This is a genomic window from Halochromatium sp. NSM3 (assembly GCF_059621085.1).
Genome location: NZ_JCAQIA010000014.1, coordinates 1 through 24,132, shown reverse-complemented (window position 1 = coordinate 24,132; position 24,132 = coordinate 1). Strand labels below are relative to the sequence as shown.

Genomic DNA, 24,132 nt, shown 5'->3' with positions numbered 1-24,132 from the left:
CCCAGTCGTGCGCTCGCTACGCGAGGTGCTCAACGTTTGCCGGTTTACGCAGGCACCCGATCTCGACGTGCTCGACACCCGCCGCCTGACCGATATCCAATGGCGCGCTGAGCGCTGCACGCCGAACTCAATCCTCTGCTTCCAGCGCTTTGATGACGGCAGGAGCGATGCCGAGATCATCGAGCGGTATCTGCTGCACAGTGATTTTGGCGCCCTGGTGATCAATCGCCCGCTGGATGCCGATGCCACTCAGGAGCAGGATGTGCGATGGGCGGATGGGGCATTGCAGACTGGACAGCTCGCCGGGCGTCCGATCTTTGTCACCGCCCCGGACGCTTGGGGCGAGACCCTGGAACGGCTCTGCGATCACTTCTATCCGCTGGGGCCGGCGCAGTGGCACATCGCCGGGGTCACCGGCACCAATGGCAAGACCACCACCATCAAATACCTGGAGTCGATCCTGCTCGCGGCCGGACGGCGCGTGCTCAGCATCGGCACGCTGGGGCTCACACTGAATGGCCAGCCGCTGGCCGAGACCGGCTTCACCTCACCGCCCTACATCGAGCTGCGGCGCATCCTCAACGGCTGTCGCGCTCAGGCCGACACCTTGGTGATGGAGGTCTCCAGCCACGCACTACATCAAGGTCGTGTGCATGGGTTGCGCTTCGCAGCGGCGGCCTGGACCAATTTCAGCCAGGATCATCTCGACTACCATGGCGATGAGGCCAGCTATTTCGCGGCTAAGGCACTGATCCTCGATCAGCTCGCTGAGAGCGTGCCACTGCTCACGACCAGCGCCGAGGTCGAGCACCGGCTGCGTGCCGAGCGTGGACCCGACACGCCAGTGGTGTGGATCGCGCCACCCTCATTGCCCACCGAGCCGACCGTCGATGCACCGACTCCGCCCGCTCCGGCCTCAGCACTCAGCGCCGAGGCCCTGCGAGCGAGCCCATTTCTCGCATTGAGCTACAACCGCGCCAACTATGCACTGGCCTGCGCACTGGCGACTCGGCTGCTCGGCGCCGAGCCGCCCGCGACCTGGCAGGCCCTGCAGCCGGTACCCGGGCGTTTCGACTGCTATGTCTACCGGCATCGCACCATCGTCATCGACTTCGCCCACACCCCGGATGCGCTCGAGAACATCCTCGGCGCCATCCGCGCGGCCTTCCCCGGCGCCAGGGTGCTGACCCTGTTCGGCTGCGGCGGCGATCGCGACCGCGCCAAGCGCCCGCTGATGGGCGCTGCGGTCTGTCGCGGCTCGGATCAGGTGATTCTGACGTCAGACAATCCACGCTTCGAGGATCTGCGGGCGATCGCCGACGACGCCCGCGCCGGGATGCAAGGCTGCGGCACTTCGCCGACGGTGATCCTAGACCGGGCCGAGGCCATCGCCGCGCTGTTCGACCGGCTCGCCGAGCGACCACATCACGAGCCCTGGGTCGCGCTGATCGCTGGCAAGGGCCACGAGCCCTATATCGACCAAAACGGGATCAAGCGCCCCTACAGCGACCGCGAGCAGGTGCTGCACCACCTGCGGCGGCTCGGTTGGAGCGGCCTATGAGACGCCTTTTCCTCGGCATCCTAGCGGTTGTGTTGGCACCGCTGCTGGTCAGCTGCGCGGGCGATGGCCGGGGCGACTCCTCGATGACCATCAGCGCGTGCATGGAGCCGGCCCGCGCCGAGTCCAGCGACATCCGCCGCAACCTCAGTCGCATCGAGCGCGCACCGTTGTGCTACCGGCTTCAGCAGGTGCGCGAGGGCGGCTTCCGCTGGACCTTCCACATCCTCGAGCATCAGCAGCATCCGCAGGGGCCATTCTGGGTCTTGCCGCATGACAACGAAGACACCGCCTTCGATGTCGCGGTGCAGGCGGTGATCGATTATGGCGGCGGCCTGCTGGCGGTTGATAGCGGCGGCCAGCGCAACGTTCTCGGCCAGGATCCGAATCGCAATTTCAGCCGCTCCAACGCCGAGTCCAGGCGCTGCCGTGGCCAGCGCCGACCCGCTCCCGGTTACACTCAAGCGGTGTTGGACCATTACCGCAGTCGCCGCAGCCCAATCCTCGCGCTGCACAACAACCTCAACGGTTGGAGCGGCAATGGCGGTGCCGGCACCATCTCGCTCGAGCGGGAGAGCGCAACTTTGAGGGCTTATCCAGGGGCTTATCTGGGGGCTTATCTGGGAACCAACCGAGCGGCTTATCCGAGCCATGCCAGCGTCAAAGTCAACGCCGGCATCAGCGTCGGCGCCGGAGGCAACAGCCGTTTGCGCGACGAAGACAACCTGGTCTTCGTGGTCGGCACAGACCCACTCAGCGCCGATCCCGCGCTAAAACGCCGAGTCGCTGCACTCAATGCCGCCGGCCTCAATGTGATGCACAAGCAGTTGAACGCCAGCAATTTCGATTGTTCCCTCTCCGACTACGTCGCCCGTCATCGGCTCGGTGAGTACTACAACATCGAGGCGGAACACGGCGACCGACAGAGCCAGCAACAGATGGTCGAGCGTCTGATGCAGGTGCTCGGTGTACCGCCGCTGGGGGCACCGAAGTCGGCTTCACCGTTTCTCCAACCTTGACGCATGAATGAATGACCTGGCGTACCCTCTACTCGACACCTGCCGGACTTGCGCTCGGCGTGCTGTTCGCGCTGATCTGGCCTGCGGGCGCGGTCTGGGTCGGCTGGCTTGGCGAGGTGTTCCTGTCGCTGCTGAAGGTGCTGATCCTGCCGCTGATCTTGGTCTCGATCTATGCCGCGCTCGCGCGTGGCGTTGATCTGGCCCGACTCGGTGGCCGCACGCTCGGCTTCTATCTGCTGACCTCGGCCTTTGCCGCCGTCAGCGGTACCCTGCTCGGCCTGCTGTTCTCGCGCGGGGTCGCGCCGGGATTGTTGGATCTCGAGCCGATCGCCAGCGGCGGCGAGGTCTTCGGCGCCGGTTTCAGCCTGGCGCGGCTGATTGCGAACCTGGTGCCTTCAAACCTGTTCGCCTCGTTGGCCGAGGGCAACATCCTGCATATCGTGGTGCTGGCGATCTTTGCCGCGCTGGCCGCGCGCGGCTTGGAGCTGGAGCCACGCAAGTTCCTGGCCGATGGCGCCGAGGCCTTGAACGCGCTGCTGATGCGCATGCTCACGGCCCTGCTGGCGCTGGCGCCAGTCGGCATCGCGGCGCTGGTCTATGCGACCTTGGCAAGCATGGACTGGGCCGGCGTGCTGGCGCTACAGCCATTCGTCTGGGCGGTGTTGATCGCTGCGCTAGTACATGCGCTGCTATTCCTGCCAGCGCTGCTCTGGCTGGGCAGCAGGCGGCTTCCCTGGCGCTTCTTCATCCAGGTTCGCGCGGCGCTGGCCACGGCGCTGGCGACCGCCTCGAGCGCCGCGACCTATCCGGTCTCGAAGCAGACGCTGGAGCAGAACGCCGGGGTGAGCGCGCGCACCACCAGCTTTACGCTGCCGCTGGGCGCGACCCTGAACATGGACGGCTCGGCGCTCTATCAATCCATTCTGCTGATCTTCATGGCCCAACTTGCCGGCGCCGATGTCTCACTCTGGCAGGCGCTGATGATCGTGCTGCTGACCATGGCCTCCAGCGCCGGCACCGCCGGTATCCCCGGCGGTGGTATCGCGATGATGGCCTTCATGCTGGACCTGCTCGGCCTACCACAGACCTATCTGGCGCTCTACCTGGTGGTCGATCGCTTCTTCGACTATCCAATCACGGCGCTGAATGTTTGGGGCGATCTCGTGATCGCGGCCCTGGTGGACCGCGCGCTCATCATCGAAGGGTCATGATTGGCCGCTAGGGCTGTTTAGAAGCCGTCTGGAATGCTGCATTGGGCACCCCAGAGGCCTTTCAAGCGCGGAACGCTGCCTCCGCGATTGGGATTTCAAACGACCTCTAAGGCTCAATGTCCTCGACGATGTCCATCGAAGACAGCTCGGCGGCCCGCTCCGGTGGATAGCCGAGTGCGTCATAATCGAGGATGCCATTCGGCTCATGGCAGGCCTTACAGCTGTGGCCCTCGCGCTGGATGCCGTGGTTGACCATCAGGGTGCCCATCTGTCGCATCCAGTGCGCCTCCACCTGTGAGCCGAGTTGGCCGTCATCGGTCAGCGGGTAGATGGTCTTCCAGCCGCCCTCGACGCCAAAGTAGGCCATGAACTCATCCATCATGTAGAGCTTGAACGGCTCTTGGTACATGCGTAGGACGATCGGGTCTTGGATCGCCTTGGCCACCGAGGCGCGCGTATCACCGGTTTCATAGTAGGTGGCGTAGTCGAACGGCAGGATCATCGCCCCGAACGGCCCCTGGTTATTCATGTCCTCGAACATCATCGCGTTAAAGGGCTTGAACGGATAGATGCGACTCTCGCCTTTCGCCATGGCCTCGCGCAGATTCTCGCTGACCATCCGGCGGCGCTTCTCGAGCATCTCGGGCGAGAGCTGCGAGAGCGGGTCGGTGGCCATCTCGACGTAGCGCTCGACATCGATATCTGGGTAATGGGTTTTCAGCACCTTGGCCTGGGCACGCACCGCCGCGATCACCTCGGGGTTGTCGATGCGCGCGATCTGCTGCATCAGCGGGTCATAGCTGCCGTCGCCCTCCGGGTTGCTGCCCAGGGCATTGGCCAGGAAGGTGCCGTTGCCATTGAACCAGAGGTACATCATGCCCTTGCCGGGCTCGCCGGAGCGATAGATATCGGTCGGCGTCCAGATGCCCTCCTCGGCGTCCCAGGTGGGATGCACCCAGTCGCGCAGCACCACGTTGTTGTCCTGCAGCTGCTTGATGTGGCAGGTCTCGCAGGCGAGCCGCGCGACATGGCCGTTGAGCAGCGCACGGTGGTCGGAGAGATTATGCGGGGCGCGTGAGTGGCAGCTCTCGCAGGTCACATCCTTTTCTGGCAAGTCGGTCGCAACCAGATCGACGCCCTTGCGCCCGCGCGGGATCTTGTGGCCTTCAGGCTCATGGCAATCGGTGCACTTGATGCCGGCCGCCGCATGCACGTCCTCCTGTGGACTGAACGGGTTGCCGCGCTTGGCGCCGGTGTGCAACAGCCGCTGATGCTTCTCGCCCAGGGACTTGGCGGCGACGTTATGGATATAGGCATCGCCGCCCATGTTGTGCTGATGACAGTTGAGGCAGTTCTGGTTGGTGGCGCGGCCGACCGTCATCGCCGAGCGCATGCTGCGATCCTGGTTCCAGCGCAGGCCGGTCTTGTCTTCGATCACATAACGCTGATCCATGTCGTATTCGGCAGCGTGACAGATCAGGCAGTCGATGCCCTGCTTGGCCTCATCGGGCACGTCGCCGACCGGCATCATCTTCTCGGTGGCCGGATGGTAGTTGCCGCCGATATGGCACTGGCCGCAGCCCTCGCTGCGTATCACGATCTCACCGCTGGAGCCATGGCCATCGCTACCTGCATTCGCAGCAACTGCTGGACCAAACGTGGATTCAGCACTGGCTTCAGCAGCGGCGCCCTCGTTGATCGGTGAGGACTGCGCCTCCGCAGCAAGCCGATGCTCGGGGCGGCTCTCGACTAGCGCCGCCCAGCCAGTCCAAGAAAAGCTGCCGGGGATACCGCAAGCGCGGTTGATCTTGCCCACCGGGATCTTGCGCGCCCCCTCGGCGTTGACCTGACGGCCGTCATAGCCGTAGGTGGAGAAGGCGCCGCCAGCGGCACTCTGAAACTTGAAGTGCACCGTGTTGACGATGTTCTCCAAGGTATCCACCGTCTCGACGGTCCCATCCTCATGGGTGATGTCGATGGTCGCGTGGCACTCGAGACAGGTCTCGGGGCCTTGGTACTCGCGGATGCCCGCCTCGCGGAAATACCCGATGTGCTGATAGTCAGCCTCTTCGAAGAACGAGGGGGTATTCATCAGGATGTCGATCTTGACCTCGCGCGCGAAGCTGTCCTGATCCTGACGCACGGTTGCCGCAGCCCGCTCGCGGCGGGTTTGCTTGGTCAGCTCCAAGGCCAACTGCTCGAACTCCGCATCGCTCAGTTTGCGGGTGTCATAGCTGAGCGGCGCATTCTTCACGCCCGTGTAGGCATCGAAGAACAGCGGATAGACCACCTTGTAGAGCACCGCTGGCACCAGGATGACGGCGAGCACGCTCGCGATGCGGCGGCGCGTCTTGGTTGCGAAGAGAGAGCGGATGTGCATGATCTTGAATCTCGGAGAGTGCAATGCGGGGATCAAAGGTGGCTAGCGGACCAGCACAACGAGCGGGGCGGCGCGGCGAGTGCAGCGATGACGCAGAAGGCATCAGCCGCTCGAGCGCTCCTTGTGCCAACCGGTGATCATCGCCTTGAGATTGGTCGTCGGGGTCTCGCCAGTGGTGATGATGTAGACATGCACGATCAGGAACAGTGCCAGCATCCAGCTCGTGGCCAAATGCACCATCGCGATGATCCAGACGGTACCGACGCCGAACAGTGTCTCTGGCAAGGCGGTTGAGAACAGGAACGACCAGCCGCTAAGGATCAGGATCGGCATCAGCCCGAACATGACGCCGACATAGCTCAGGGTCTGCAAGGCATTGAGCTTATGCTCGGCGCTGACATGGAATGGATGCGGCGCGCCGACGAAGATGCCGTGGAGGTAGTAGCGGCCCTGGGCAATCAGCTCCTGGGGTAGCGTGCGGATGTTGACCAGGTAATGCTTGCCGTTACCGCCCCAAATGTTGCCTGCGACGAACGCCAGCCAGGAGAAGGTGAGCAGGACGCCGCAGCTGTTGTGCACCGGCACTGCGGTGTCGAACGGCACCAGCCAATGCAGGCTGTAGTGCATGCTCACGCCGGTCACGATCAGGATCAGAAACAGCAGCGCGTTCAGCCAGTGCCAAAGCCGCAGCCAGATCGGATACAGATAGAGCGCGGTCATTGCGAGGACTCCTGTTTGCGATAGGCGCGGTAGCGACCGTAGCCGTGAGCGGCCACACCGAGCAGGGTCAAGAAGATCACGATGAGGCTGATCCAATCCAACAGACTGTTGCGCGACATGCCGACGATGTAGGCCTCGTTATAGAGCGCCCGCGAGAAGAACCCCTTCTGCTGGCGCTCCTCCTCGGCCCGGTAGTTGTAAAGCTGGCTCAGGAGTTCCGAGCCCTTGGTATGACATTCCACACAGAGCTGATTGCTATCGGCGGCGGCCAGCACATTGTGCGAGGGCCGCTCCGGCACCCGCCCTTCCACCGGCGTGTGGCAGTCGAGACAGCGCACCGAACTCCAGTGTGCTTGCGGCCTCGGCAGCCATTCATGTCCCTTTGGCACCGGCGTCAGCAGGTCCTCATGACAGCTTAGGCAGACCCCATTGGTCTGCACGACCACATCGGCGATCGGCTCGCGGCCGCCGGCCGGTTTGAAGGTATGGGCGTTATGGCAGGAGAAACAGGAGAAATCCTCGACCTCCTCGGCCACATGCACGCTCTGCTCGTACTCATGCTCGAGTCCGATCAGATTTGGCGCGCCCTCGTCTTGGTGTTGCTCATGGCAGCCCACGCACTGCAGCGCCTCATCGGCGCTGCTGCTGCGATGCGGATAACGCGCAAAACCACGCGCGTGGCAGTCACCGCAGGCCAACTCGGCATGCACCGAATGGCTGTACGCCTGGCTGTCGATGGAGAGACTCACGATCTGACCGGTGTCGCGGTCGCGGTAGGCCATGGTCTCCATCCAATGGCAGCGCATGCAATCCTGGCTGTCATCCTTGAACAGGCCCTCCTGCTTGTGCTTGGCGGTTGTCGCGGCGCCATGATTGGCACCAGCACTGGCAGCCACATTTGCAGGCATCGCCAGCACCAAGGCACAGAGCAGGAGCACGACGAACATCGAAGCGCCGTCGGCTCGAGCCAGCGCGCGCGCTGGCCTCAAGCGGGGATCGGATAACAGACGAAAAAACATCGATGCTGCCTCTCTGCTAAGAGACCGTCGGTTGCAAGGCGAAGGTCCACGATAAGCGGGGATGATGACGATAGTGAATGATACGACGCAACCAAGGAATCTTGCTGGCGTTCAACGCTGCGCGCCAAAGCGCAGCCGCTGCCCGCGCACCTGATCGTTGACGCGCCCGTGCTCGAAGGCGATCTCGCCATTGACCAGGGTCGTCATCACCCGCGCGCGCAAGCGTCGCCCCTCGAACGGCGACCAGCCACATTTGGCCAGCACCCCGGCGCGCTCGACCACAGAGGGCGCGTCGAGATCGATCAGGGCCAGATCGGCCCAGTAGCCCTCGCGCAGATAACCGCGCTCCTGGATGCGGTAACACTCGGCCACCGCATGGCTGGTCTTGGCCACCGCCTGTTCCAGTGTCAGCCAACCAGCGTGCACATGCTCGAGCAGCGAGGGGAGCGCATCCTGCACCAGCGGCAGACCAGCCGGCGCCTTGAAGTAGCTCTGGCCCTTTTCATCGAATGTATGCGGCGCATGATCGGTCGCAACAACGTCGATGCGATCCTCGGCCAGCGCCTTGAGCAGCGCTTCGCGATCCTCGCGACGCTTGATCGCCGGGTTGCACTTGATCAGTGTGCCCTTCTCGGCATAATCAGCCTCGTCAAAATACAGGTGATGGACGCACGCCTCGGCGGTGATGCGCTTGCCGGCGACCGGCCCAGGATGGAACTGTGCCAGTTCCTTAGCGGTCGTTAGATGCAGCACATGCAAACGTGCATCGTGCCGGCGCGCGAGCGCGAGCGCGAGCGATGAGGATTTGAAACAGGCCGCTTCCGAGCGGATCAGCGGATGCGCGGCGATCGGCACATCCTCACCATAGCGGGCACGGTACTCGGCCTCGTTGGCGAGGATCATCGGCGTGTCCTCGCAGTGGGTCGCGATCAACAGCGGACTGTCGCGGAAGATCGCATCCAAGATGGCCTCGTCGTCGACTAGCATGTTGCCGGTCGAGGCACCCATGAACACCTTGACGCCGCAGCTCTGACCCACCTGAACCGCACGGATCGCCTCCAGGTTATCGTTGCTGGCGCCGAGGTAGAAGCTGTAATTGGCACGCGAGACCTCGGCGGCGCGGGTGTGTTTCGCCTCCAACAGATCCAGGCTCAGCGTCGGCGGCTGCGAGTTCGGCATCTCCATGAAGCTGGTGATGCCGCCGGCCACCGCCGCGCGCGACTCACTGGCGAAGTCGGCCTTATGGGTCAGGCCCGGCTCGCGAAAATGCACCTGGTCGTCGATCATGCCTGGAATCAGCAGCCTGCCCTTGGCGTCGATCACCCGATCGGCCGCGCGCGACTGCAGATCGGCGCCGATGGCCTCGATGCGGCCATCGCGGATCAGCAGATCAGCCTCGAAGCGACGGCCTTCGTTGACGCAATCGGCATTGGTCATCAGCAAACTGGACATGATGGGCTCGTCACCTCTGAAACTGATAGGCTCTCAGCCAAGTCTAAACCGAGTGAGCAACAAGGGCATGAGCAGTGACCACATCATCAGCCACAACGAGCGCGCGCCACTCGGCGCCAGCCTGCCCTGGGCGCAGGTGCTGGACAGCCTGAAGCTCAGCGCCGAGGGGCTGATCCCGGCCATCGCCCAGCAGCACGACAGCGGCGAGGTCCTGATGATGGCCTGGATGAACCGCGAGGCGCTCGAGGAGACCCTGCGCACCGGCCGCGTCTGCTATTGGTCGCGCTCGCGTGGCACGCTCTGGCGCAAGGGCGAGTCCTCGGGCCAGGTGCAGCAGCTCAAGGAAGCGCGGCTCGATTGCGATGGCGATACGCTCCTGTTGCTGGTCGACCAAACGGGCCCGGCTTGTCATACCGGTCGCCAAAGCTGCTTCTACAATGCCATTCGTGGTGACCGGGTTGAAGTGGTCACGGACACGCTGGTCGATCCGGTCATACTCTACGGTCGCTGAGCCAACCGCTGTTTTAGATCCCCCAACAAAGCGACATCCAATCACCGTCAAACGGCATACTCAACCCAAGCGGTTGACGCGAGGAGACACACGATGAACAGAGCGCATTCCCCCTTAGTCCTATTGGTTGCGGCGTTGGCGATGGTCACGCTGCTCAGCGGCTGCCCGGCTAGCATGTCTTCCTCCGCCTATACGCGCGATCAGGCGCGTAGTGCGCAGAATGTCGAATTCGGCATCGTGCAATCCGTGCGCGAGGTCCGCATCGAAGGCACCAAGAGCGGTGTCGGCACCCTCGCCGGCGGCGCGATCGGCGGTGTGCTGGGCAACCAAATCGGCGCTGGCGCGGGTCGCACGCTCGCCACCATCGGCGTCGGTCTCGCGGGGGCCGCTGCGGGCTCGGCGGTCGAAGAAGGCACGACACGCCAACGCGGCTTGGAGGTCACCGTCAGGCTCGACAATGGCCGCACGGTGGCCGTCACCCAAGCCGCCGACATCTCGCTCGTGCCCGGCGATCGCGTGCGCGTGTTGAGCGATCGCTACGGAACGGCCCGCATCGTGCGTTAACCTCGGCGCTCATTCTGGTTGACATTGCTCAATGTCAACCAGGGCGACTTTTGCGACAGTTTCGAGCTTTCCGTGACCGATTGATGATGACGAGCTAACAGCGGGCATGACCTTAGCAGATCGAGTCAACACCTTCGGCGTCGATCTGGTCCGCCGCTATGGCCGCCGGGTGCATAAGCTGGCCATTCACGCCGGCTTCACCTGCCCGAACCGCGACGGGACAAAAGGGCGCGGTGGTTGCAGCTTCTGCAACAACGTGTCCTTCAGCCCCAACGCCGGCAGCCCGACCGCCAACAAGACCGCCAGCGTAACCCGTTTCGCCCCAGATCGCGGCGTTGCCGAGCAGATCGAGTGTGGGCGTCAAGTGGTGCGACGGCGCACCGGTGCCGAACGCTTCTTCGCCTACTTTCAGGCCTACACCAACACCTACGACGACATCGCTCGCCTCAGCGCCCTCTATCGGCAGGCGCTTGATGAGCCCGATGTCATCGGTCTCTCGGTCGGCACCCGTCCGGATTGCGTGCCGGATGCGGTGCTGGACCTGCTTGCCGGCTATCGCGCCGAGGGTCACGAGGTCTGGCTCGAACTCGGGCTGCAATCGGCCTTCGACAGTACGTTGGCGCGCGTGAATCGCGGCCACAGCTTCGCTGACTATCGGCGCACGGTGCGCGCCGCGCGGCTGCGTGGCATCCCGGTCTGCACTCACCTGATCATCGGCCTACCAGGCGAAGGCCGCGATGCCGCGCTGGAAACGCTGGCGCGCGTCGTCGCGCTCGGCACCGACGGGCTCAAGCTGCATCCGCTGCATGTGGTCCGACACACCCTGCTGGCCCATCAATGGCGACGCGGCGGCTATCAACCGCTGGCACTGGACGACTACATCGAGATCACGGCCGATCTGATCGAGCGCACCCCCGATGAGGTGCTCTACCACCGCGTCACCGGTACCGCGCAGCGCGAGATCCTGCTTGCCCCCGAGTGGTGCTCGAAGAAATGGATCGTGCTCAACGGCATCGAGAACGCGCTGCGGCGTCGTGGCACGCGCCAGGGCTCTCTGGCCTTGGAGCAAACGCCCAGCTCATCAGCGATCGAGCGAGTCGCCTGAGGCTGCGCCCTAAAAGCACATAACGCATCGCGACGCGCGAGATGGCGCGCCCGTTTCACGGCCAGCTTGATCGCGCATCGCGGCTCGGAAGATGAGGCACTTGTTTCACGCTACCGTACATAGCGCGTCGCCAGTTCGGACGATGAAGCGCTTGTTTCACGCTCACCGAGATCACGCTAACCACGAGTGACCCAGACGATGGAATTGGTTTGTCCGGCCGGCAATCTGCCGGCATTGAAGGCGGCCGTCGACAACGGCGCGAACGCGGTCTACATCGGCTTTCGCGACGACACCAACGCGCGCCATTTCGCCGGCCTCAACTTCGCCCCGAACAAGATGACCGAGGGCATCCGCTATGCGCGCGGCAAGGGCGTGCGGGTGTTCATCGCGCTCAATACCTATCCGCGGCCGGATGGCTTCCAACGCTTCGAGCAGGCGGTCGATCGCGCCGCCGATTTGGGTGTCGATGCGCTGATCGCCGCCGATATTGGCGTGCTCGACTACGCCAGCCGCACCCATCCCAAGCTCAATCTGCATCTGTCAGTGCAAGGCTCGGCCACCAACTACGAGGCGCTGCGCTTCTACCATGAGCACTTCGGCATCCGCCGCGCAGTGCTGCCGCGCGTGCTCTCGATCAGCCAGGTCAAGCACGTCATTGACCAGAGCCCGGTCGAGATCGAGGTCTTCGCCTTCGGCAGCCTCTGCGTGATGGTCGAGGGTCGCTGCATCCTGTCGTCCTACGCCACCGGCCGCTCGCCGAACACCTATGGCGCCTGCTCGCCGGCCAGCCATGTCGAGTGGATCGAGACCGAGAGCGGACTCGACACACGCCTCGGCGGGGTGCTGATCCAGCGCCATCCCAAGGGCGAGAACGTCGGCTATCCGACCCTCTGCAAGGGCACCTTCAACACCGATGGCCGGATCGATCATGCGATCGAGGATGCGGTGAGCCTAAACGCGATGGAACTGCTGCCAGAGATGGTCGCCGCCGGCGTCAAGGCGGTGAAGATCGAGGGCCGGCAGCGCAGCCCGGTCTACGTCGCGCAGGTGACCAAGATTTGGCGCGAGGCCTTGGACAGCTTCGAGCGCAACCCGACCAGCTTCGCGCCCAAGCCTGAGTGGACCGCCGCCCTCGGCAAGGTCTCCGAGGGCGCCCAGACCACCCTCGGCCCCTATCACCGGCCCTGGCAATAGGGGAACAAGAACGATGAGCGAACCACGAACCTCAACCGCCGCCGCACAGAGCAACCATCGCCCGCGCCTCTCGTTGGGGCCGATCAGCTATTACTGGCCGAAGGCGCAGGTCGACGCCTTCTACGCGATGGTGGCCGAATCGCCAATCGACATCGTCTATCTGGGCGAGACCATCTGCTCGAAACGCAATCAGGTCCGCCACGAGGACTGGCTCGCCATCGCCGAGCGCCTGGCCGAACATGGCAAGGAAGTGGTGCTCTCGAGCCTGACTCTGCTCGAGGCCGAGTCCGAACTCAAGCGCCTGCGCGCCATCTGCGAGCAGACCGGATTCATGGTCGAGGCCAACGACATGGGCGCGGTGCATCTGCTCGCCGGGCGCCCGTTCGCGATTGGCCCGAGCGTCAACTGCTACAACGATCGCACCCTCGGCGTGCTCGCCAAACAGGGTCTGAAGCGCTGGGCGCTACCGGTCGAGCTGACCCGCGAAACCCTTGAGCAGATGCAGCAGGCCAAGCCTGCTGGGGTCGAGACCGAGGTCATGGCCTATGGCCGGCTACCACTCGCCTACTCAGCGCGCTGCTTCACGGCCCGCCACAAGGATCTTCCCAAGGACGACTGCCGCGACGCCTGCATCGACTATCCAGACGGTCTAGTCGTCAACACCCAGGACGATCAGCAATTCCTGGTGCTCAATGGCATCCAGACCCAATCCGCGCACACGGTCAATCTACTCGCGGAACTGCCGGCGATGCGCGCGCTCGGCGTCGACATCTTGCGCATCAGTCCGCAATCAACGCAGATGGACAAGGTGATCGAGCTGTTCCACCTAGCCCTGAGCGATGCGCTCGACCCCGCCGAGGCCAGCGGCCAGCTCAACGCGCTCATGCCCGTCGGTCCCTGCGATGGCTACTGGCATGGTAAGGCTGGGATGGCGACGACGGCTGCTTGATACCAGCAGGTCCGCAGGCCAGTAGGTCCAGCAGACTCAAGAGCAGTTAACTGGACTCTGCCGAGCATCCCGCCCATCACAGGGGATCGCTCTTGCTGAGCAACTGGCGATTAGCAAAGAACGCTTCTTCAACACCGCTGGACCAACTGACTGCGCCGAGCATTATTCCTGGACCCCAGCCCTGCACGGGCTGCTCGAACAGCGCGCCATCGCCACCGTGTCCTTTAGGGCGGGGAGGATGTCAAACGAACAGGATGGACGGGCCGGCCACGACGGCGGCGCACATCGGCAAGAACACCCGCAGCCCCAGCGCATGACCGCCCACGACCCAGGCCATGCTGGCCTTGAGCAGCGAATTGGCGAGCGAGGCGATCAAGATGCCGATCCCAGCGGTCAACAACAGCAGTTCGTCACCCGCCATGCGCGCCAGCGACAAGGTGATCGCATCGACATCGGCAATGCCCGAGGCGGCGGCCAGCGCATAGATGCCGGCGTCGCCGAACCAATCGGTCAGCGCCTGACCGAGCAGCATCACCAGCGCCAGGAGAGCGCCGAAGAACAGGGCCGATTTCAGCTCCAGCGGATTGCGCGGCAGCAGATCCGCAGTGATCTCGCTGGCCCCCGAGCGCCATACGTAGACGACAGCCGGCAGGTACAGCAGCACCGACATCGCCACCACCGGCCACAGCAAGGGCCAAAACAAGGGCGGATGCAGCAACGAGGCGACCAGCAGCATGCGCGGAAACATGGTCGCGCAGGCCAGCAGGATGCCAGCGGCCGCAATCGCGGCCTGGCCGCCAGGGCCAGCACCCGCACCCGCGCCAATGCCCGCGCCTGCGCCTGCGCCAACACCATCCCGATGTATGCGCGCGAGGTTCAGCGTGGTCGCGGTCGACGACGCCAGTCCGCCGAAGAGGCCGATGAACAGCATGCCTTTGCGCGCGCCAGCGATGCGGATGGCGAAGTAGCCGACGAACGAGATCGCCGCGATCAGCACCACCATCCACCAGATCTCATAGGGGTTGAGCACCTGCCAGGGACCAAAGCCGCGATTCGGCAGCAGCGGCAGTACCACCACCGAGATCAACAACAGCTTGAACGCGGCATGCAGCTCAGGGCGTTTCAGGGTCTTGAGCCAACCGTGCAGTTCCGTCTTGTAGCCCAGCAGGAGCACCATGATGACCGCCCCCGAGGCGGCGATCACCAGTTGCCCCAGGCCGGCCATCACCGCCAGCAACAAGGTCGCCAGGGCGGCAACCTCGGTGGTCAAGCCGAGATCGTCACAGCGGTGGACCGAGGCGACATGCGCCGCGCTCAGCAGCAGCCCCAGGCCGAGGACGACGAAGCCAACCAAGACGCCCCCGACGGGCTCGACGAGCAGCCCGGCCAACCCGCCGATCAGCCCGACCAGCGCCATGCTGCGCAGACCCAGCCCGCGCTCGCCTTCCTCCTGATCGCGCGTCTGCCAGCCGCGTTCCAAGCCAACCAGCAAGCCGATCGCCAAGGCCACCGCCAGGCGCCAGGCCCATTGCAGTTCGACACCGTTTACCAGCTCAACAGCGTTCATACTCCGAGCATAACGCGCCGGCGAGTTCGGCGGGAGCCTGGACTCACACCTCGCGATAGATGCGGGCGCCCTCCTCTAGGAACTCGCGGGATTTCTCCTTCATCCCCTCGGCGAGGGCCGTCTCGGCATCCTCGAGCTGGCGTGCCTTGGCGTAGTCGCGCACATCCTGGGTGATCTTCATCGAGCAAAAATGCGGGCCGCACATCGAGCAGAAGTGCGCGACCTTGTGCGATTGATGCGGCAGGGTCTGATCGTGGAAGTCGCGCGCGCGATCCGGGTCCAGCGACAGGTTGAACTGGTCCTCCCAACGGAACTCGAAGCGCGCCTTGCTCAGCGCGTTGTCCTGGATCTGCGCCCCCGGCAGACCCTTGGCGAGGTCGGCGCCATGGGCGGCGATCTTGTAGGTGATGATGCCATCGCGCACATCCTGCTTGTTCGGCAATCCCAGATGCTCCTTGGGCGTCACATAGCAGAGCATCGCGGTGCCGTACCAGCCAATGTTGGCGGCGCCGATGCCGGAGGTGATGTGATCGTAGGCCGGCGCGATGTCGGTGATCAGCGGCCCAAGGGTGTAGAACGGGGCCTCGAAGCAGTCCTTCAGCTCCTTGGTCACGTTCTCCTCGATCATCTGTAGCGGCACATGGCCGGGACCTTCGATCATCACTTGCACATCCTGCTCCCAGGCGAACTGGGTCAGCTCACCGAGGGTTTCGAGTTCGGCGAACTGAGCACGGTCGTTGGCGTCGGCCAGGCTGCCCGGACGCAGCCCGTCGCCAAGACTGAAAGCGACGTCATAGGCCTGCATGATCTCGCAGATCTCGGCGAAGTGGGTGTAAAGGAAATTCTCTTGATGATGCGCCAGGCACCACTTGGCCAGGATCGAGCCACCGCGCGAGACGATGCCGGTGAGCCGATCGGCGGTCAGCGGGATGTAGCGCAGCAGCACCCCGGCGTGGATGGTGAAGTAGTCGACGCCCTGCTCGGCCTGCTCGATCAGGGTGTCGCGGAACAGCGCCCAGGTCAGCTCCTCGGGCTTGCCATCGACCTTCTCCAGCGCCTGATAGATGGGCACGGTGCCGATCGGCATCGGCGCGTTGCGCAAGATCCACTCGCGCGTCTCGTGGATGTTCTTGCCGGTCGACAGATCCATCAGGGTGTCGCCGCCCCAGCGCGCGGACCAGACCATCTTCTCGACCTCCTCCTCGATGCTGGAGGTGGTGGCCGAGTTGCCGATGTTGGTGTTGATCTTCACCCGGAAATTGCGGCCGATGATCATCGGCTCGAGTTCGGGATGGTTGATGTTGGCCGGGATGATCGCGCGTCCGCTGGCGATCTCAGCGCGGACAAATTCAGGCGTGATCCGATCCGGCAGATTGGCGCCGAACGACTGGCCGCGATGCTGGCGCAGCAGCTTCTCGTAGCGCGGATCGGCGCGCAACTCATCGAGCCGCATAGTCTCGCGGATGGCGACGTATTCCATCTCCGGCGTGATGATGCCTTTGCGCGCGTAGTGCATCTGGGTCACGTTGCCGCCGGGCTTGGCGCGGCGCGGAGTGCGGAGATGCTCAAAGCGCAGATGCGCCAAGCCTGGATCCTGCTGGCGGCGGCGGCCAAAGCCCGAGGTGGGGCCGTCGAGCAGCTCGGTATCGCCGCGCTCCTCGATCCAGGCGCCGCGCACCTCCGGCAGCCCGGCCATCAGATCGATGCGCGCCGCCGGGTCCGAGTACGGGCCGGAGGTGTCATAGACATAGATCGGCGGATTCTCTTCGCGGCCCGCGCTGGTCAGCGTCGGGGTCTGCGCGACCTCGCGCATGGGCACGCGCAGGTCGGGCCGGGAGCCGGTCACATAGCACTTGCGCGAGGCGGGAAACGGACGGGTTACCTCGTCGGACAACCGGGCGGTGGTCGCGAGGAAGGCTTCGGGGATGGCACTCATAGCGGCTCCTTGGGAACGATGGCGAACCAGCGTGCGAGGAACCGAAACGAGCAGGCGGTGACAGCACGGCTCGTCCTGGCTTCCCTCCGCCGGTACGAACCGGATCAGGTCGTTAGGGGACTCTCTCAGCCCGCGCACGCGCGCGGGCACCCCCAGCAGGACACCGCTGAACGCTATCGAAAGCGGCTGGGGATTTCAAGCCCAAACAGATGGCGTGAGCTGCACGCCCATGGACGTTTTGATGTTGTGAAGCTAAAGTGTCTTCATGTCACGCTTTTTGGACAATTTCATGAGCAAGGTATTGAAGCGTTCTACGGTGTATTTTGACCCTCAGTTACATGACGCATTACGTCTGAAGGCGGTTTATACAAATCGCAGCCTCTCGGAGATTGTCAATGATGCGGTCCGTGAAGCACTCGCCGACGATCAGGACGATTTGGCGGCGTTTGAGGAACGAGCGTCAAAGCCGTCGAACGCTATTCCGCGTGCAACCTAGACCCTGAATTGTTCGACCAGCATTCTAAGCTCTTCGGACATCCGCGAGAGTTCCGCCGCGCTGGCCTGGACCTGTTCCCCTCCGGTCTTGATTTCAACCATTGATTGATCAACAGACGCCATGTCCTCGGCCATCGAATGCGAGACGGAGGCAATTTGCGCGACTTGCTCATTCGCCTCTTGGACACCCGATGAGGCATGAGTGATGTTGTTGGCCACATCTCTGGTGACGACCGCCTGCTCCTCAATCGCTGTCGCGATGCTCGAGACAAGATGACTGACCTCCGAAACCACGGACGAGATCTTTTCAATATCCGCGATGGCGTTTCCCGCTGAGTTTTGCACGCTCTTGATGCGCAACTTGATATCCTCGGTGGCTTGGTCCGTCTGCTTGGCCAGGGCTTTGATCTCTCCCGCCACCACGGCAAACCCCTTGCCGGACTCTCCGGCTCTGGCCGCCTCAATGGTCGCGTTGAGCGCCAGAAGATTGGTTTGGGAGGAGATCTCAGAAATGGTTTCCGTCACCTGCCCTATTTCCGTGACCGCCGTTCCCAATTGCTGCATCAGGGATGAAACATGCGTGGCCTGGTTGCCGGCATCTTCGCTGATGACGCGGGCCTTCTCTGAGTTCGTGGCAATTTCGGTAATGGTTGCGCTCATTTCTTCCGTGGCACCTGCGATTGAGGTGAGATTCGTCGCGGTTTGTTCCGTCGCTGCGGCTACCGAGGCGGTATTCGCGCTTGATTCTTCCGCCGCCGCTGCAACAGAAGAAGATCGCTGCGCGACTTGTTGAACATGCTGCGACGTTTCAGCGCTGATCGAAGATAACTCCGTTGCGGCGGAGGCTACCGTGCTCGCATTCTTGGTCATGCGACCGATGATGCCCTGTAGCTTTTCAATGAAATTGTTAAAATAGATGGACATTTCTCCGATTTCATCTTTTGAAGCCACAGGCAATCTTTTTGTCAGATCACCCTCCCCCTCGCTGATATCTTTTAACATGGACATGGTATTTTGAATCGGCGTGGCAATGGTTTTTGCAAACAAGGCCGCCAAGAACGCGCCAAGGAAGACGCCGACAATCGAAACAAGAACAATGTTCAGTTTCATTGTTTCGATTTGCTCAAATACATCGGCTTTATATGAACCGACGGCAATAGACCAATCGGTGCCTGCAATGGGAGCATAGCCGAAGTATCTGACCGACCCCATAAAAGGGTACTCATCAAAGCCTGACTCCCCTTGGGTCATTCTTTGAAACATAGCGGACAGGTCCGCAAATTTTTCGTCGGCCTTGCCCTCTTCCAAGAAGTTGCGCTGGTCAAGAACAAACTCTCTGTTATCATGTGCTATCAACGCGCCTTCGCTGTCTATTATATATGAATAGCCACTTTCACCATAACCTATTTGATCAGTTATTTCGCTTAGCCATGTGGCGTCCAGAAGAGCCACCAATACACCATGAATATTTCCGGCTTCCGATCTTATAGGAGAAGCGATGCTCATAAAGGGTATATTTTGAATTCTGTGCACTAAAACATCCGACACTACCGCCTGACCGTTTAGCGCTTCTTTAAAATAGACCCTGCCTGAAATGTTTGTTTGGGAGTTATCATTTAAGGTGAGCTGCCCTTCTAAATCCGAAACCCCAATTTGCATATAATCCGTTCGGCGAAGCGCCTCTTCCAAGATTGGTTTTTGCACTTCCCAGTTCATGGTTCTTATATCAGCATTAAAGGCTAGTTCAGTCACAGTCGACGCATGGCCTTGTAACGTATTTGAAATAGTTCTCGCCGCATCCTGGGCCATGGCGGGAATGAGTTCTTGCACTTGCTTCTCAAGAGTCCGCGAGGACTGCGCGGAAGCAATGAGCCCAATACCAAGAGATAACAACAGTAACAACAAGAGCACGCCCAGGGTTAATTTCTTTCTAATAGTTAGGTCGTTGAATTTGCGCATCGTTTCCTCCTAATGGTTTTGATATCAATGTCGGTGATCGAGCTAGGCTTCGCTCTCACCCCGAATGTTGTAGTTATCGCCGCGCCAGGCTGGCCGGCAGATCAAGCAGCCGTGGTGTTCGCACGCTCCAAGTTCAGCGCGAGCAGCCGGCTCAGAATCTCGTCGTCTGGTATCTCCGCGCTGTAGTCGGCCCAACCATAGGCCGCCGCGACCGCCGCATCGAGTCCCTGATGAGCATGATCGAGCCAGGCCGGGCGTTCGTTGTAGAGATTGGTCAGGGTGCGCTTCTTCAGCGCCTGCTCATGCTCGGGCTTGGGGATGATGCGATCCGGATAGCCGGGCACGACCTCGGGCACGATGTCGACCCACTCAGGTGGGTTGAGCCAGGTGCGGCGCAGACCGTCGAGCCGGTGCGCGGCCTCGGCGATGGGCTCGGCGCGTGCGCGGATGGCAGGCTCCACGCTCGGGATGATGGCACCGCTTGGCAGGGTTTCGGTGGAGCCGGCGGTCTCGATCGGCGTCAGACCCTCGGGAAAGGGGAAGGTCTCGAAAGTGGTGGTCGGGGTGTAGCGCGGGCGATCTTCTAGGCTGGTGCCCATCCGCAGCGACCATAGCTCATGGAAGCGCGAGTGTAGGATGCCGAAGGTGGTGTCGTCGGGGCGGGCGATGACGATGAGTTGTTGGTCTGAGAAAACACGTCGATCCAGCCAGACAAATAAACGATACTTGGCAACCATCGGAGTAGCGATATATCTGGATAATGGAGCGATAGCGGCACGAATCTCAGCACCAGAACGACCTAGCCTCCACCAATAACATTTGCGTTTTTCATCGCGCTGCCGCTCACGTTCCGACTTAACATGCTTCAGTACATGCTGAAACGGCCCCTCATAGAGAGCCGCGTCTGCTTGGGACAGCTTGTTACCAAAATCGATCAGCCAGGTATCGGAAGATCGGCGCGTTATGTCCATTCCGTTTGCCCAAGGAGTCAGGACATCAGTATTCGAACATCCATTCGGGTTGGGCTGGTTCAAGAACTGTCTGGCCAAATCCCCTGGAATATCAAAGCGCCCAACCTTAGCGAGTCCCCGAATACAGGCTCCTTTGTTTTGCGCGAGTCTCTTCGCATGCGTCAAATCCGATGCGCCTTTTTCAGTTCCGAACACCTTTGCTGTCAAATCAGCATATATTGCTGCTACAGGTTCACCGTCAAGGATCGCTGTGGGCTGATCCCCGCTCAGCCCAAAACTGACTAACGACACGCGCACCGCCGCGCCTTCATTGATCCAAGGCTCATCCGACCAAGCATTGAAGATGTCGCCGGTCTCGGTAATGCGCTGTAGCACCTTGCGGTTGGAGCCACCTCTGATGCTGTTGGTGGCAACCAGCCCCGCCCGCTGGACCTTGCCCTCTTCGATCAGTGCCCGCGCCTTCTCGAACCAGTAGGTCACCAAATCGGCGCCAGCCGGAACCCGACCATCGTAGACCGCTGCCAGCCCCTCGAAGTAGGCATCGCTCAGGGCGCTGCGCTTCTTGCTGCCGCCCAAAAACGGCGGATTCCCCACAATCGCATCGGCCGCCGGCCACGCCGGCTCGCTGCCATCGTCGTTCAGCACTGCGTCGCGGTTCTCGATGGTCTCAAGCGGCTTGAGGATCGGATCGCGGCTGAGGTTGAACCCATGCGCGAGCATCCACTGGATCTCGCCGATCCAGACCACCACCCGCGCCAGCTCGGCGGCGAAGGGGTTGAGTTCGATCCCCAGCACGTTCTCGGGGCCGATCATCGGGAAGGCGCGCGGCAGGCCCATGGCCTCGGCTTCGATGATGACCTGATGCTCCAGGTCTTTGAGCCCGAGCAGCGCCAACAGCAGGAAGTTGCCGGAGCCGCACGCCGGGTCGAGCACGCGGAAGCGGCGCAGGCGATCGAGAAACCCTTGCAGCAGGCTGAGCGCAGCGTTGCTGGCCTTGGTGCGGGCCGAGGCGCTTCGGACCTGGGCGGCCTTGTCGAGCTGGGCGCCGATGCGTGCCTTGAGCGCGCTCCAGTCGTCGCGCAGCGGTTGCAGGACCACCGGATCGACCAGGCGCATGATCGAGTGGGGATCGGTGTAGTGAGCGCCGAGCTGAGTGCGCTTGCCGGGGTCGAGACCGCGCTCGAACAGGGTGCCGACGATGGTCGGGTCGATCGCCGACCAGTCGAGCCGGGCAAGCTCGAGCAGCAGGTCGACATCGGACGGCTCCAGCGGCAGGGTCGCGGCGGAATTGAACAGGCCGCCGTTGAACCAGTCGATGGGATCGACGCCCATCAGCCCGCCCTGGGCCATGGTGCCGAACAGCGTGCCGAGCATGCTTTCGAGGTGGGCCGGGTTCTGCTGCCCGGCGTGCAGCAACCGGGAGAAGAGCCGGCCGGGGAGCAGGTCGATGTCCTCGGCGAACAGGCAGAACAGCAGTTGTTGGCTGAAGTGAGCGACCGCCTCGGCGGCATGGCCGCGCGCGCGCCAGGTGTGCGCGAGTTCGGCGAAGCGCGCGGCGGCCTGTTCGGTGAGCGCGGCGGTGGTCTTGGCTGGGCGCAGTTTTTCGGGTTCGGTGAAGGCCCATTTGAGCAGGCGCCGCTTGGCGTGATCGCGCAGATCCTCGAGCGCGAGCACCTGCACCACCGGCACCAGGCCGGTGAAGGCGGTGTGGATCTCGATCGTGTGCACGTCCGAGACGATCAGCAGCGGCGGGTATTCGAGCGCCGGCGTATAGAGCTGAAGCTGCTTGAAGGCGCTGAGCAGGTTCTTGCCAGGGCCTTTGTATTCCCAGGCGAAGCAGCCGCGCCGCCAGACATCGGCCCAGCCGTCGCCACCGCCGGCCTTGCTGGCGCCTTTCTCGAAGCAGAACCAGTCGCCGGTCGGATCGGCCTCAGCGGGGGTGGGCTCGTCGAGCAGGTGGCAGAGGTCGAGGAAATGCTCCTGCGCCGAGGAGCGCTCCTTGAGCGTGACGCCGGTCCATTTGCTCACGAAGGCGTCAGGGGTCATGCGCGGTGTCCTGCGGATCAGCGGATGCGTGCGTGGTGGCAACGAGTGATCGAGCACAGAGCATAAATGGCCGCTCTTGGTCGATCAACGTCGCAGGCTGGTGCATCGCGGCGGCGACTGCGTTACTGTGATGCTGGCGCTGCGTCGCTCGACCCAGCGGCCACCGAGGCGCGCGCCTCCTCTGATCGACCCAACCCTCTCTACGCAGCCATCAGGAGTCATCCGATATGCACACTCGCGTCATGCTATCCCTTTCTGCGGCAGCCCTTCTGGCCCTCGCCGGCTGTGGCGATGGCGAGCAGAGCACGAGCCCGAGCGACACCGAGGGCCAAGCCCTGAGCCAAGCCGAGGGCGAGGCCGGCGGCAGCGCGGCGATGGACTCGGTGAAGGAAAAGACCCAAGCGGCCATGGACAGCGCCTCCGAGGCCGGCAGCCAGGCGCTGGCGGCGATCTCCGAGGCGGCCGGCATCGCTCAAGATCAAGGCGCGACCTTGACCGACAGCGCCAAGGCCGAGGCACAGAGGCTCATCGAGCGCGCCCAAACCTACCTCGAGGAGAATCATCTCGATTCGGCGGAAGGCATCATGGATCAGCTTAATGCGCTGAAGGACTCGGCGTCGGAATCCATGCGCACTGAGATCAATCAGCTCGAGGAGCAGATCAGCACGGCGCGCGATCAGGAAAACAACTGAGGCCGGCTGCCGCTGCCGCCCGCGCCGATCAGCCGCCTCTGACGGCGGCAGACCTCAGGCTCGAGGGCCGCCGCGCATCCCGAGCGGGCGCAGGCGGCGCTCGATCCCCTCGCGCACATCGCGCAATGAGAGCCGGCGCACCGGGCGCCGGCTCGCGACGCGGGCCGCATCGGCGGCATCGAGCCGTGTTTTGACGATCTCGGCGAGGTATTCGCCCAACTCCGGCCGCTGCGTGATCAGCGCCCGCACCGCCTCGAGATCGATGCGGATCAGAGTCTGAGCGAGAGCGAAACCGGCTTCAGCTGGAGCGCCGTGTTAGGCGATTATGTGGGTTTAATTCGATCCTCAAAAATCAAATCGACCCAGGCCACCTAATCTTACAAACACTTACTTCTGTCGATAAGTTACGGTATAGTCAAGCTTTGTGCCATGAGCTTTTTTTGTTAGTGCGCCAAGCGAAGCTTGGCGCACTAACGCCATGCTCAGCCGAGCCGGTTGAGCGAGAGCGAAACCGGCTTCGGCTGGAGCAGTTCGTTAGGCGATTTGATGGATTAACTTCGGTCTTGGGAATCAAACCGAACCTGACCCGTTTCATCGCGTTTCATCGCTTCATCAACCCGTTTCATCATTAGGGCATTTCCTCGCCGTTTTGCCAAAGCTCATATTCGCTAATGTCGATTTCCGAGTTCCATGATACAGCGTGACCTCCTGGCTCAACGGATACGTTTTTAAAGAACGCGGGATTCTTGAGAGGCAAAAACGTTTCACGTTCAGCAAGCTGATT

The 24,132-nt window shown here is 62.6% G+C and carries 19 protein-coding genes and 1 riboswitch; of the genes, 10 read left to right on the top strand and 9 right to left on the bottom strand.

Going from position 1 to position 24,132, the window contains the following annotated elements:
• Positions 1–7 precede the first annotated feature (7 nt).
• From AC54T3_RS07865 to AC54T3_RS07855, 3 genes are read left to right on the top strand one after another with little or no spacing between them, the layout of a single operon-like run.
• Positions 8–1,561 (top strand): Mur ligase family protein, encoded by a 1,554-nt coding sequence (locus AC54T3_RS07865; RefSeq protein ID WP_496623793.1) that lies wholly within the window; start codon positions 8–10, stop codon positions 1,559–1,561.
• The gene (locus tag AC54T3_RS07860; protein ID WP_496623791.1) at positions 1,558–2,577 is read left to right on the top strand and encodes a hypothetical protein; all 1,020 of its coding nucleotides are present in this window, start codon (positions 1,558–1,560) and stop codon (positions 2,575–2,577) included. The genes AC54T3_RS07865 and AC54T3_RS07860 overlap by 4 nt, the downstream gene beginning before the upstream one ends.
• A gap of 11 nt (positions 2,578–2,588) precedes the next feature.
• Positions 2,589–3,788 carry a dicarboxylate/amino acid:cation symporter gene (locus AC54T3_RS07855; RefSeq protein ID WP_496623789.1) on the top strand — a complete coding sequence of 400 codons (1,200 nt, stop codon included), beginning with the start codon at positions 2,589–2,591 and terminating at the stop codon, positions 3,786–3,788.
• 106 nt (positions 3,789–3,894) lie between these two features.
• On the opposite strand, the gene AC54T3_RS07850 is transcribed toward AC54T3_RS07855, so the two are convergent.
• From AC54T3_RS07850 to AC54T3_RS07835, 4 genes are all read right to left on the bottom strand, one after another.
• Positions 3,895–6,168 carry a nitrite reductase gene (locus tag AC54T3_RS07850; protein WP_496623787.1) on the bottom strand — a complete coding sequence of 758 codons (2,274 nt, stop codon included), beginning with the start codon at positions 6,166–6,168 and terminating at the stop codon, positions 3,895–3,897.
• 102 nt (positions 6,169–6,270) lie between these two features.
• Positions 6,271–6,888, bottom strand: coding sequence for a cytochrome b/b6 domain-containing protein (locus tag AC54T3_RS07845; protein WP_496623786.1), 618 nt, complete (start codon positions 6,886–6,888; stop codon positions 6,271–6,273).
• Positions 6,885–7,835, bottom strand: coding sequence for a cytochrome c3 family protein (locus AC54T3_RS07840; RefSeq protein ID WP_496623785.1), 951 nt, complete (start codon positions 7,833–7,835; stop codon positions 6,885–6,887). Before AC54T3_RS07840 ends, AC54T3_RS07845 begins: the two co-directional genes overlap by 4 nt.
• 183 nt (positions 7,836–8,018) lie before the next feature.
• A complete protein-coding gene (locus AC54T3_RS07835; RefSeq protein WP_496623783.1) occupies positions 8,019–9,359 on the bottom strand; it encodes a dihydroorotase in 1,341 nt (446 codons plus the stop codon).
• Positions 9,360–9,426: 67 nt separating this feature from the next.
• Between AC54T3_RS07835 and hisI the strand changes: the two genes are divergently transcribed.
• The 5 genes from hisI (at position 9,427) to ubiV (ending at position 13,682) form a co-directional block, all read left to right on the top strand.
• Positions 9,427–9,870: a phosphoribosyl-AMP cyclohydrolase gene (hisI, locus tag AC54T3_RS07830; protein ID WP_496623782.1), complete on the top strand. Its 444-nt coding sequence runs from the start codon at positions 9,427–9,429 to the stop codon at positions 9,868–9,870.
• A 93-nt stretch (positions 9,871–9,963) separates the two neighbouring features.
• A complete protein-coding gene (locus tag AC54T3_RS07825; RefSeq protein WP_496623781.1) occupies positions 9,964–10,434 on the top strand; it encodes an outer membrane lipoprotein in 471 nt (156 codons plus the stop codon).
• 106 nt (positions 10,435–10,540) lie between these two features.
• Positions 10,541–11,539, top strand: a complete 999-nt coding sequence (gene mnmL / locus AC54T3_RS07820) for a tRNA modification radical SAM protein MnmL/YtqA (RefSeq protein ID WP_496623779.1) — start codon at positions 10,541–10,543, stop codon at positions 11,537–11,539.
• A 198-nt stretch (positions 11,540–11,737) separates the two neighbouring features.
• On the top strand, positions 11,738–12,733 hold the full coding sequence (gene ubiU / locus AC54T3_RS07815) for a ubiquinone anaerobic biosynthesis protein UbiU (RefSeq protein WP_496623777.1): 996 nt from the start codon (positions 11,738–11,740) through the stop codon (positions 12,731–12,733).
• A 13-nt stretch (positions 12,734–12,746) separates the two neighbouring features.
• Positions 12,747–13,682: a ubiquinone anaerobic biosynthesis protein UbiV gene (gene ubiV / locus AC54T3_RS07810; protein ID WP_496623776.1), complete on the top strand. Its 936-nt coding sequence runs from the start codon at positions 12,747–12,749 to the stop codon at positions 13,680–13,682.
• Between the two features lie 241 nt (positions 13,683–13,923).
• Here the strand turns inward: ubiV and AC54T3_RS07805 are convergent, their stop codons facing one another.
• Together AC54T3_RS07805 and thiC are read right to left on the bottom strand one after the other, a co-directional pair.
• A complete protein-coding gene (locus AC54T3_RS07805) occupies positions 13,924–15,249 on the bottom strand; it encodes an MgtC/SapB family protein (protein WP_496623774.1) in 1,326 nt (441 codons plus the stop codon).
• Between the two features lie 43 nt (positions 15,250–15,292).
• Entirely contained in the window at positions 15,293–17,185 is a 1,893-nt protein-coding gene (thiC, locus tag AC54T3_RS07800; protein ID WP_496623772.1) for a phosphomethylpyrimidine synthase ThiC, read from the bottom strand.
• 64 nt (positions 17,186–17,249) lie between these two features.
• Positions 17,250–17,349: riboswitch (TPP riboswitch) on the bottom strand.
• A gap of 125 nt (positions 17,350–17,474) precedes the next feature.
• On the opposite strand from thiC, the gene AC54T3_RS07795 reads away from it, so the two are divergent.
• Positions 17,475–17,681 (top strand): RH3 domain-containing protein, encoded by a 207-nt coding sequence (locus tag AC54T3_RS07795; protein ID WP_496623770.1) that lies wholly within the window; start codon positions 17,475–17,477, stop codon positions 17,679–17,681.
• Here the strand turns inward: AC54T3_RS07795 and AC54T3_RS07790 are convergent.
• Both AC54T3_RS07790 and AC54T3_RS07785 read right to left on the bottom strand, forming a co-directional pair.
• Positions 17,678–19,639: a methyl-accepting chemotaxis protein gene (locus AC54T3_RS07790; RefSeq protein ID WP_496623768.1), complete on the bottom strand. Its 1,962-nt coding sequence runs from the start codon at positions 19,637–19,639 to the stop codon at positions 17,678–17,680. The two genes, AC54T3_RS07795 and AC54T3_RS07790, sit on opposite strands and share 4 nt — an antisense overlap.
• Before the next feature lie 101 nt (positions 19,640–19,740).
• Positions 19,741–22,656 (bottom strand): class I SAM-dependent DNA methyltransferase, encoded by a 2,916-nt coding sequence (locus AC54T3_RS07785; protein WP_496623766.1) that lies wholly within the window; start codon positions 22,654–22,656, stop codon positions 19,741–19,743.
• Positions 22,657–22,883: 227 nt separating this feature from the next.
• Here AC54T3_RS07785 and AC54T3_RS07780 point away from each other — a divergent pair, with 227 nt between their 5' ends.
• Positions 22,884–23,348: a hypothetical protein gene (locus tag AC54T3_RS07780; RefSeq protein ID WP_496623764.1), complete on the top strand. Its 465-nt coding sequence runs from the start codon at positions 22,884–22,886 to the stop codon at positions 23,346–23,348.
• A gap of 54 nt (positions 23,349–23,402) precedes the next feature.
• Here the strand turns inward: AC54T3_RS07780 and AC54T3_RS07775 are convergent, their stop codons facing one another.
• Positions 23,403–23,597 carry a hypothetical protein gene (locus tag AC54T3_RS07775; protein ID WP_496623762.1) on the bottom strand — a complete coding sequence of 65 codons (195 nt, stop codon included), beginning with the start codon at positions 23,595–23,597 and terminating at the stop codon, positions 23,403–23,405.
• Positions 23,598–24,132: the final 535 nt, after the last annotated feature.

What these genes read in the sequence shown, in the direction of transcription:
- AC54T3_RS07795 (WP_496623770.1), top strand. Translation starts at nt 17,475, where the DNA reads ATGAGCAAGGTATTGAAGCGTTCTACGGTGTATTTTGACCCTCAGTTA.
- AC54T3_RS07840 (WP_496623785.1), bottom strand. Translation starts at nt 7,835, where the DNA reads ATGTTCGTCGTGCTCCTGCTCTGTGCCTTGGTGCTGGCGATGCCTGCA.
- thiC (WP_496623772.1), bottom strand. Translation starts at nt 17,185, where the DNA reads ATGAGTGCCATCCCCGAAGCCTTCCTCGCGACCACCGCCCGGTTGTCC.
- AC54T3_RS07785 (WP_496623766.1), bottom strand. Translation starts at nt 22,656, where the DNA reads ATGACCCCTGACGCCTTCGTGAGCAAATGGACCGGCGTCACGCTCAAG.
- AC54T3_RS07790 (WP_496623768.1), bottom strand. Translation starts at nt 19,639, where the DNA reads ATGCGCAAATTCAACGACCTAACTATTAGAAAGAAATTAACCCTGGGC.
- hisI (WP_496623782.1), top strand. Translation starts at nt 9,427, where the DNA reads ATGAGCAGTGACCACATCATCAGCCACAACGAGCGCGCGCCACTCGGC.
- ubiU (WP_496623777.1), top strand. Translation starts at nt 11,738, where the DNA reads ATGGAATTGGTTTGTCCGGCCGGCAATCTGCCGGCATTGAAGGCGGCC.
- mnmL (WP_496623779.1), top strand. Translation starts at nt 10,541, where the DNA reads ATGACCTTAGCAGATCGAGTCAACACCTTCGGCGTCGATCTGGTCCGC.
- AC54T3_RS07825 (WP_496623781.1), top strand. Translation starts at nt 9,964, where the DNA reads ATGAACAGAGCGCATTCCCCCTTAGTCCTATTGGTTGCGGCGTTGGCG.
- AC54T3_RS07780 (WP_496623764.1), top strand. Translation starts at nt 22,884, where the DNA reads ATGCACACTCGCGTCATGCTATCCCTTTCTGCGGCAGCCCTTCTGGCC.
- ubiV (WP_496623776.1), top strand. Translation starts at nt 12,747, where the DNA reads ATGAGCGAACCACGAACCTCAACCGCCGCCGCACAGAGCAACCATCGC.
- AC54T3_RS07850 (WP_496623787.1), bottom strand. Translation starts at nt 6,168, where the DNA reads ATGCACATCCGCTCTCTCTTCGCAACCAAGACGCGCCGCCGCATCGCG.
- AC54T3_RS07860 (WP_496623791.1), top strand. Translation starts at nt 1,558, where the DNA reads ATGAGACGCCTTTTCCTCGGCATCCTAGCGGTTGTGTTGGCACCGCTG.
- AC54T3_RS07855 (WP_496623789.1), top strand. Translation starts at nt 2,589, where the DNA reads ATGACCTGGCGTACCCTCTACTCGACACCTGCCGGACTTGCGCTCGGC.
- AC54T3_RS07805 (WP_496623774.1), bottom strand. Translation starts at nt 15,249, where the DNA reads ATGAACGCTGTTGAGCTGGTAAACGGTGTCGAACTGCAATGGGCCTGG.
- AC54T3_RS07845 (WP_496623786.1), bottom strand. Translation starts at nt 6,888, where the DNA reads ATGACCGCGCTCTATCTGTATCCGATCTGGCTGCGGCTTTGGCACTGG.
- AC54T3_RS07835 (WP_496623783.1), bottom strand. Translation starts at nt 9,359, where the DNA reads ATGTCCAGTTTGCTGATGACCAATGCCGATTGCGTCAACGAAGGCCGT.